General features: G+C 40.8%; 3 protein-coding genes. All 3 read right to left on the reverse strand.

The genetic code is table 11. The features are described 5' to 3' along the window. Window positions 1–46: 46 nt before the first annotated feature. Window positions 47–472 (reverse strand): hypothetical protein, encoded by a 426-nt coding sequence (locus AB6E51_RS24090; RefSeq protein WP_372055061.1) that lies wholly within the window; start codon window positions 470–472, stop codon window positions 47–49. A 14-nt stretch (window positions 473–486) separates the two neighbouring features. Beyond that, complete coding sequence (locus AB6E51_RS24095) at window positions 487–762, reverse strand: G5P family DNA-binding protein (protein ID WP_016767415.1); 276 nt, start codon at window positions 760–762, stop codon at window positions 487–489. A 9-nt stretch (window positions 763–771) separates the two neighbouring features. Next, on the reverse strand, window positions 772–1766 hold a 995-nt coding region (locus AB6E51_RS24100), incomplete at its 5' end, for a phage/plasmid replication protein, II/X family (RefSeq protein ID WP_372140275.1).

The raw sequence follows: 1766 nt of genomic DNA on the forward strand, positions 1-1766 counted from the left end.
CATAATACGCACTTAGGCTAGTTTGATTTTGAGGGGCTTTCTAGGCTCATACAGAGCTTCTGAACGTTGTTACTGACAAGGTTTTACGTGCATGTTCCATTGCTTGTTGGTCTGTCTCATATGGACCATAGATTTTTACGGTGTGGTTTTCATCTCCATCAACGTTTGTAACTGACATGAACCAGTCACCAACCAAGAATATCTCATCAGCAAGTTCATTCACTTCTTGGAAGTTTAAGCCAACAACATTCGACACCATACATTGAACTTGGTTTGTATCATCTCGATAGCCAAGCATCTGTACATGGTTTTTGTTGGACTCACTCATGAGCAGCATTTCTTTTAATAGTTCTAAGCTGTCGAAGACTTTTTTGTACTGACGCTTGGCAACTACATCATTGGCATCATCAACGGCTTTATCTACATCGTTGTGTAACCAGTTAATGACTTCTTGGAGTTCATCAGATTTCATGACTTGATCTTCCATTATTTCATCGACCTCACGAGCTTAATGCCGAAGCGTTTTAATTCCAGTCCACCGAAGTTATTCACGGTAAAGCTTGAGCTATCAAGTTCGTAGTTTCCTGATTTATATGCAGATTGGTCGTCTTGTAATGAGAGCTTCATTTCGACTGGGAACTTACCACCCAGATATGCATATCCTATTTGTTCTCTTATCGTTCTGGCTTGTTTACCATCTTTGCCTGGTAATGTTCTTGTGATTGGTTGTTCGTGTTCTGGGAAGATTTCTACTTTCAACATATCTTTTCCTTAAGCTACGTAAGCTTTAAACGGCAGCACATTTGATTGCGCTACTTTCGGTAGTTGATACCAAGATGGTATCTGTAGTGATTGAACTTCTATTTCTTCTGAGCGCCTCAACGTTGGACACATTCTTGAGACATCGAACTGCTGACCGATGTCGATGCCGATTTTCTTCAACCTTGCTTTGTGTTCGTAATATTGCGAGCTGCTCAGTATTTCCCTCATATCCACACCGTTTTGCCACAACGTAAAATAGTTCATGGTTGTGTTGGCTTTTCTTTGTGTATCAACGGCGCCATTATTTAATAACTGTTGAGCTATGCTCTGGTGTTCATCATGGGATATTTCGATAGTCTTCATAGCATCCTCGAAGTGCTTGAGGTGCGTCAGGTATTCGTCTTCACTTATTAGCCCGTAAAACTGTAAGTTATGTCTTTTCAATAGCTTTTGTCTGAGGCTGTACTCTAAGCGAACAACACCTTTACTCGCACAGTAAGTCGTTAATTTATCTATGTATTCTTTACTTTCATTACTATTCTTTGCGTTCTTCTTTGAGTGACGCTGTAACTCAATAGCTTTGGCATATAACTTAATAAGTAACCATTCGGAACCTTCGCCCCAGTAGCAGCTGTATCCGTCTGGGTACAACTTAGGTTTCATGGATCTTCCTAAGCTCATTGAAGACATCCCACGTATAAAAGGCTGCTCACTGCCCTGTCCTACTGACAAGTTTTGCGTCCAGTCGATGCTTGTAATCTCAGCACCATTACCTACGTAAGATGATGTTTTTCCGTCAGGTGTTTGTCTGTGTTTAAGGCGGGTATTTTTAGTAAATGGAGGTAAGTCATATTTGGCTAACACATGGTTATAGACTTCTACACACTCATCTAATGTTGTTAGTCCGAAGAGATTATCTTGTCTTTGCCAACGCGATGGATTCCCCTCGACTCTGACACGATAGCCATCACATCTGATTGTGAGTTTAGTGCTATGAGAACCTT

Source organism: Vibrio sp. 10N.247.311.47 (assembly GCF_041467535.1).
GTDB classification, from domain to species: Bacteria; Pseudomonadota; Gammaproteobacteria; order Enterobacterales; family Vibrionaceae; genus Vibrio; species Vibrio crassostreae_C.

Coding starts and splice junctions, on each gene's coding strand:
- AB6E51_RS24090 (WP_372055061.1), bottom strand. CDS start 472: ATGAAATCTGATGAACTCCAAGAAGTCATTAACTGGTTACACAACGAT.
- AB6E51_RS24095 (WP_016767415.1), bottom strand. CDS start 762: ATGTTGAAAGTAGAAATCTTCCCAGAACACGAACAACCAATCACAAGA.